The organism is Siphonobacter sp. (assembly GCF_048595215.1).
Classification (GTDB): Bacteria; Bacteroidota; Bacteroidia; order Cytophagales; family Spirosomataceae; genus Siphonobacter.
Genome location: NZ_JBMDWJ010000073.1, coordinates 1 through 6,681, shown reverse-complemented (window position 1 = coordinate 6,681; position 6,681 = coordinate 1). Strand labels below are relative to the sequence as shown.

General features: G+C 47.3%; 6 protein-coding genes. 5 read left to right on the top strand and 1 reads right to left on the bottom strand.

Annotation, left to right across the window (positions count from 1 at the left end; all coding sequences use genetic code 11):
* Window positions 1-1,061: translation elongation factor 4 (lepA, locus tag ACOJTG_RS04365; RefSeq protein ID WP_420152696.1), on the bottom strand; the 1,061-nt coding region annotated here is incomplete at its 3' end.
* 249 nt (window positions 1,062-1,310) lie between these two features.
* On the opposite strand from lepA, the gene ACOJTG_RS04360 reads away from it, so the two are divergent.
* The 5 genes from ACOJTG_RS04360 to ACOJTG_RS04340 all read left to right on the top strand — a co-directional run.
* Window positions 1,311-1,772, top strand: coding sequence for a hypothetical protein (locus ACOJTG_RS04360; protein WP_420152695.1), 462 nt, complete (start codon window positions 1,311-1,313; stop codon window positions 1,770-1,772).
* A 270-nt stretch (window positions 1,773-2,042) separates the two neighbouring features.
* On the top strand, window positions 2,043-3,941 hold the full coding sequence (locus ACOJTG_RS04355; protein WP_420152694.1) for a CocE/NonD family hydrolase: 1,899 nt from the start codon (window positions 2,043-2,045) through the stop codon (window positions 3,939-3,941).
* 139 nt (window positions 3,942-4,080) lie between these two features.
* Complete coding sequence (locus ACOJTG_RS04350) at window positions 4,081-4,971, top strand: NAD-dependent epimerase/dehydratase family protein (protein WP_420152693.1); 891 nt, start codon at window positions 4,081-4,083, stop codon at window positions 4,969-4,971.
* A gap of 668 nt (window positions 4,972-5,639) precedes the next feature.
* Window positions 5,640-6,374, top strand: coding sequence for a hypothetical protein (locus tag ACOJTG_RS04345; protein ID WP_420152692.1), 735 nt, complete (start codon window positions 5,640-5,642; stop codon window positions 6,372-6,374).
* Window positions 6,375-6,548: 174 nt separating this feature from the next.
* The coding region (locus ACOJTG_RS04340; protein ID WP_420152697.1) for an HTH domain-containing protein at window positions 6,549-6,681 on the top strand (133 nt) is incomplete at its 3' end.

The window sequence follows — 6,681 nt, the reverse complement described above, 5'->3', positions numbered from 1 at the left end:
AGACGCTCCTGTACGATTTCCATGTGCAACATCCCTAGGAAACCGCAACGGAATCCAAAACCCAGAGCTGCCGACGTTTCGGGCTCCCAGATCAAAGCCGCATCGTTGAGTTGCAACTTTTCCATCGCTTCGCGAAGTTCTTCGAACTCACTCGTATCAACGGGATAGATTCCAGCGAATACCATCGGTTTCACGTCTTCGAAACCTTTAATGGCCTCGGCGGCCATTCGGTCCATCCGCGTAACGGTATCCCCTACCTTAACTTCCTTCGCCGTTTTGATACCCGAGATCAAATACCCTACGTCACCGGTTTTGATGACATCGCGGGGTTCTTTTTCCAGACGCAGTACGCCAATTTCATCGGCGTGATATTCACGGCCCGTAGCCATGAATTTAATTTTATCACCTTTACGGATTTCTCCGTTGTAGACGCGGAAAATTACTTCGATACCGCGGTAGGAGTTGAATACAGAGTCAAAAATCAGCCCCTGAAAAGCTCCATCGGGTTCGCCTTTAGGAGCAGGAATCCGATGGACAACGGCAGCCAGAATTTCAGCGATACCGATGCCTTCTTTGGCCGAAGCATGAATAATATCCGAACGCTCACAACCGATCAGATCCACAATCTGGTCGGATACTTCTTCGGGCATGGCACCCGGTAAATCAATTTTATTCAATACCGGGATGATCTCCAGGTCGTGTCCTAAGGCCAGATACAGGTTACTGATGGTCTGGGCTTCGATTCCCTGTGAGGCATCCACGACTAATAATGCTCCTTCGCAGGCCGCAATAGAGCGGCTTACTTCGTAACTAAAATCGACGTGGCCCGGCGTATCAATCAGGTTGAGTACGTACTGCTGTCCTTCAAATTTGTAATCCATCTGAATGGCGTGCGACTTGATCGTAATCCCCCGCTCGCGTTCGAGATCCATATCATCCAGCAGCTGATTTTGCATTTGTCGCTGAGATACGGTTTGGGTTTGTTCGATCAGACGGTCTGCCAGAGTACTCTTGCCGTGATCAATGTGGGCAATGATGCAGAAATTGCGAATGTTATTCACGTGTTATGGTCAGTTGAACAGCTTCGGGCTGTTGGCTTGCTGGCTTTAAGCTACTTTATCGATCCGGAAAATGTATGGGTACCGTTCGTTCCCATTCGTCTTTCCATTTGAATCTCCAAAAATACACTCAATCTACCGAAAAGTCGCAATACTCCCGCCAAAAGCCCCGGAATGTTTTGGAGAAATCGTATTCTCATTAGAAAATCAACGCTCGCCTCCGATATTGCAAATGGATTTTTAGACGACCACATGAAACGAATAGTACTAGTAGGTCTTTTGCTGGCGGGATTCGGTATAGCTTCGGCCCAAACCCCGGGAGATTTTCAAAAAGACAGTCTGCGGCGAGCTTACGACCGCGAAACCATTTTTGTCTTCGGTAATGGTACCCGCTTTGCCAAGGGCGGACGGGCGTATGCCTCGGGTATTCGGCAGAAGAATCTGGAGCGGGAGTTCGAGTTCTCAACCGCGGGACTTTCCGAATATAAAGCGTATCGCAAACTCCGTACCATTTCTTCGATTCTGACGGTAGCCTCGCTAGGCACCACAATCGTGGGCCTTACCAGTGTCAACAACCGGGGTAGTAATGCCTATTGGGCCTGGTGGGGAGCCGGTATTGCCATTGGGCTGGGCAACGGGGTCGTCAGCGGTCAGGCGAATAATCGGTTACAACAGGCGGTCTGGATTCGAAACCGGGATGCCTTGACGAGGTGATACTGTTTGACTGTTTGAATGTTTGAATTGTAATTATTTTTTCTAGATCATTTATAAGGTTTCGGGTGAATTTAAACATTCCCTGGATTGCATCCCGGGCTAATCGGATTGAACCCCGATGGGGTTCTTTGGTCAACGGAGAATAGTACCCGACTTGTTAAGTGCATCAAACCTTGAGCTTTTCAAACATCAAACTTTATTAAACACCCATCCCTTCTCAAATCCTAATACGCTTCCTTTTCTTCCCAATACACACTTAATCTTTATCCAATGAAGCACCAATTCAGAAAAATTTCACTGGCCCTGCTGCTGGGAATGGCTTTGACGACGGCCTTGATGGAGTCTGTTTCTGCTCAAGGGGCAACGACTACTCGAACCGATTCACTGTACGTTCGTCAGCATTATACTAAACTGGAACGGATGATTCCGATGCGGGACGGCGTGAAACTTTTCACGTCCATTTACATTCCCAAAGACGAATCAAAAAAGTACCCCATCATGCTCGATCGTACGCCCTATAGTGTGGCTCCCTACGGCGAGGAAAAGTACAAAACGAGTATTGGCCCTTCCATGCTTTTCGCCCGGGAAGGTTACATCATTGTCTACCAGGACGTTCGGGGTAAATACATGTCGGAAGGAGACTTTGTAGCCGTGAAACCCTTCAATCCCAACAAAACCAAGAAAACGGATGTAGACGAAAGCTCGGATACCTACGATACCATCGACTGGCTCTTGAAAAACCTGCCGACAAACAATGGCAAGGTAGGCACCTGGGGTATATCGGCTCCCGGTTTTTACACGACCATGACCGCCATCGACGCTCACCCCGCCCTGAAAGCGGCCTCGCCCCAGGCTCCGGTAACGGACTGGTTTATGGGTGACGACCGGCACCACAACGGAGCCTTTTTCCTGATGGGTACCTTTTCGTTTTTATCCTCGTACGGAGCCCCCCGTCCCCAACCAACGACCCAGACGACTCCGCAATTCAGTGCCTTTGGAACGCCGGATTCCTACGAGTTCTATAAGAAGCTAGGTCCGATCAAAAATATTAACGAGAAGATCTTCAAGGGTACCAACGTCATCTGGAATGAGATGATGGAAAACGAGACCTACAACGCATTCTGGGAGGCTCGTACACCGGTACCTCACCTGAAAAATGTGAAGCCCGCGATCCTGACCGTCGGTGGCTGGTTCGATCAGGAAGATTTGTACGGACCCCTGAAAACTTTTGCGGGGATTGAAAAGAACAGTCCGAAGACCGAGAATTTTCTCGTCATGGGCCCCTGGATTCACGGCGGCTGGTCACGCGTCAAGGGCGATGTCTTGGGTAATATTCGTTTTGATTCGGATACGGGCCCTTTCTACCGGGAGACCATTGAGCTAGCTTTTTTCAATCATCATCTGAAAGATCAACCCGATCCGAAACTGCCGAAAGCGTACATTTTTGAAACAGGCTCGAACCAATGGAAAAAGTACGACGCCTGGCCACCGAAGCAGTCGGAAGAAAAGAATCTGTACTTCCACCCTAATGGCAAACTGTCCTTCAATGCTCCCACGGCCAATTCGTTTATGGAGTACCTCAGTGATCCCGACAAACCTGTACCCTTTACGAGCGAAATCCGGAACATTCGTGGAGCTGACTTCATGTACGAAGATCAACGATTTGCCGCCAGACGTCCTGACGTACTCGTCTACGAATCGGAGGTATTAACGGAAGACGTTACTATTTCCGGAAATGTGATGGCCGATCTGTTTGTATCAACGACGGGTACAGATGCCGATTTTGTGGTAAAACTCATCGATGTATATCCCGGAGACGCCCCTAATAACAGTCCGATTGCGGGTACGAAAATGGGCGGTTTTCAGTTAATGGTACGCGGCGAAGTAATGCGTTCGAAATTCCGTAAAAGCTTCTCAAAACCCGAAGCCCTCGTACCGAATCAGGTAGCAGAAGTAAAATTTGACATGCAGGACGCGGCTCACTGCTTCAAGAAAGGTCACAAGATCATGGTACAGGTGCAAAGCTCCTGGTTCCCGCTGGTAGACCGTAACCCGCAGAAGTTCGTAAACATTTATAAAGCCAACGAATCCGATTTCCAGAAAGCTACGCATCGCGTGTATGCGTCGCCGAAGCAAGCTTCGCATGTGAAGGTGCGGGTGGTGAAGTAAGGAAGGTATAGCGGACATTAGGAAAGGACGGAGAAATCTCCGTCCTTTTTTATATAAAAAGTTTGATAACCTTGCTCGCCCAGAGTTTCATTGGGGCAGAATAGTACCTGATCGTTTTTAAAGTATTACCTACATTCCTATGCAAATTGTTTTAACGGGTAGCTCTGGCCGGGTTGGACGAGCCATTTATCAGGCACTTGCGGCCAAACACCAAGTGATAGGTATTGATCGGTCGCCTTTCTCTACGACAAAGATTGTAGCCGATTTTGTTGACACTGAGTTGCTGGCTCGAGCAATGCGGGGGGCTGACGCTGTCATTCATACGGCTGCTCTTCACGCCCCTCACGTAGGAATAGTTCCTGATATTGAATTTCATCGTGTTAATGTGGAAGGCACTCGTCTAGTGCTTGAAGCTGCCCGGACCGCTGGCCTGCACCGACTTGTATTCACTAGTACAACTGCTCTATTTGGTCAAACAATTGATAGGGGCGTTGCTGCCTGGGTTACGGATGAGACCATCCCTAAACCCCGTAGTATTTATCACCAAACAAAATTAGCCGCCGAATCTTTGCTCCAGGAAGCAGCTGATGAATCTTTAGCTATCCGCGTGATTCGTATGTCTCGCAGCTTTCCAGACCAAGCTGACGTGATGGCTATGCATCGCTTATCTAGAGGGGTAGATATTCGTGATGTCGCCGACGCACACGTAGCTGCACTCACCAACGACGGGCCTTTCTATCAAAGCTATATTATCTCTGGGAAAACCCCATTCCTACCCGAAGATTGTTCGCTATTAGCTATTAATTTAGAAGAAGTGATTCGGAAACGTGCTCCGGAATTACTGACAGCCTTTCAAAAGCGGGGCTGGGACCTACCTTCGTCCATCGATCGGGTATACGACTCAAGCTCAGCACGATTAGACTTAGGGTGGACGCCTCAATATGGCTTCGAAGAAGTATTATCGCAATTGGATCGTCGAAGTCTGGAAGTGCTTCCGGTTCATATTCGTCATAATCATCTGGAAGAATAGTATCGATCCACTGCTCGCCCCGATTTAAAATCGGGGCATTTTTGGTCAAGCGTCTCAGACGCGAAACCATTCCACCCCGATCATTCTATGACGGTTTCAAATCGGGGTGAGTCGAGCGGAGACAATTTTTATTGCTAATTAGTTGAACAGGTCTGTTCCTAAATACATGAGGAACAGCCCTATTTATTTCTACATAAAGAGCACCCAATGAAAGGAATGCTTTCGTCATGCCTTATTTTGTGCCAGTGTAATTAACCACTGTTGATCCCTAACTTAATATGTCCCGGAAACTTTATCTAGTAGCATCCTTTTTGTTCCTTACTCTACTTCAGCACTTTGCTTTTGCTCAGTCAGCAAGTATTACCTGGACGCCCACGACCCGCCTTACGTATCAGGATTTTCAAATCAGTCCAGTAGGAAATTCCATTCACCTTTCGCTTAATTATGAATATGAATTGATCCCACAACCTTTTAGTAAATACATCCCTATAGTCAAAGCCACTGCCACGCTTGACCCTAACCTTTCTACCCTTTCAGAGGCTAATGAGATCAATTTACGATATGCTCAGATTTATTTCAACATCTATGGATATGGCACGAGACTGATCCAAGTAAAAACGGTAGAAATGGGCACTTTACAAGGAAATACAGAGTCCATAAGATCAGTAATGAATCGTCATTACGGACAAATCAGTCAACGCGTAAAACAATTGACGCACGCTTTTGATACGGATCTAAAAATGAAGCCCGTTCCTGAAGTACTGGATCAATGGGAACATGACGTACAGCGTTTGATTGAAGAAACTCCAGAAGTTGAAATAAAAAATCAATTGAGTAAGTGGCAATTGGGAATGTACGCAGGCGTAAGTCGGAACGTTATGCAGGGAAAAACCAAATTATACTTTACGGATGCCACGAGTTTTAATTTTGGTTTTTCTTTCGATGTAAAGAAATCACGATTTAGCTGGGATATGAATTTAGGTTTTAACCGAACTGTAGATTATTTCGAACGCAGGGGCGTGTGGGAGCCCGGAACAAAAGCGAACCTGGCAACCTTCGAGTTTACGTACGGGCGAAAACTTCAGCGGCAAGACTGGCTTTGGGTTCCTTACGCAGGACTTGGAGTCAATGAATTCACTCCCAGAGGAAACGATGATAACGATCGTCGTAATTTGACGGGTTATGTGCCCGTAGTTGGTCTGGAAATCACTCGTTACCTCAAGTATACTATTCACCCCGGCCAGCGGTCCGGTGTCTTTTGCAAAACCCGTTTATCAGCCAGCCCTACCACGTTCTTTACAAACTTTACCGGAACACACCTTAACTTACGATTAGCCATTGGCTTCGACGCTGCTAGAGTAAAAAAAGAGATGGCTTACGTGAAGAAAAATGTGGTCATTTAACACCTGTTCATCCCGATTTGTAATTGTTATTGAATGCCCTGCTAGCCCCGATTTGTAATCGGGGCATTTTTAGTCAAGCGTCTCAGACGCGAAGCCATTCTACCCCGATCATTCTATGACGGTTTCAAATCGGGGTGACAGTATAGGATTACTCTTCGCTTTTTCTATAAGCCCATGAAAGATCAAGATACGCCCCGACTTTCCCGATTAATCGCCTTACTTACGCAATTACAATCCAAACGCCTACTCACCTCTACGGAACTTGCGGCCCGGTTCAAGGTCAGCGTCAGAACGATCTATCGGGATA

Excerpts from the sequence above, each read along its gene's own strand:
- ACOJTG_RS04360 (WP_420152695.1), top strand. The coding sequence starts at position 1,311 with ATGAAACGAATAGTACTAGTAGGTCTTTTGCTGGCGGGATTCGGTATA.
- ACOJTG_RS04355 (WP_420152694.1), top strand. The coding sequence starts at position 2,043 with ATGAAGCACCAATTCAGAAAAATTTCACTGGCCCTGCTGCTGGGAATG.
- ACOJTG_RS04350 (WP_420152693.1), top strand. The coding sequence starts at position 4,081 with ATGCAAATTGTTTTAACGGGTAGCTCTGGCCGGGTTGGACGAGCCATT.
- ACOJTG_RS04345 (WP_420152692.1), top strand. The coding sequence starts at position 5,640 with ATGAATCGTCATTACGGACAAATCAGTCAACGCGTAAAACAATTGACG.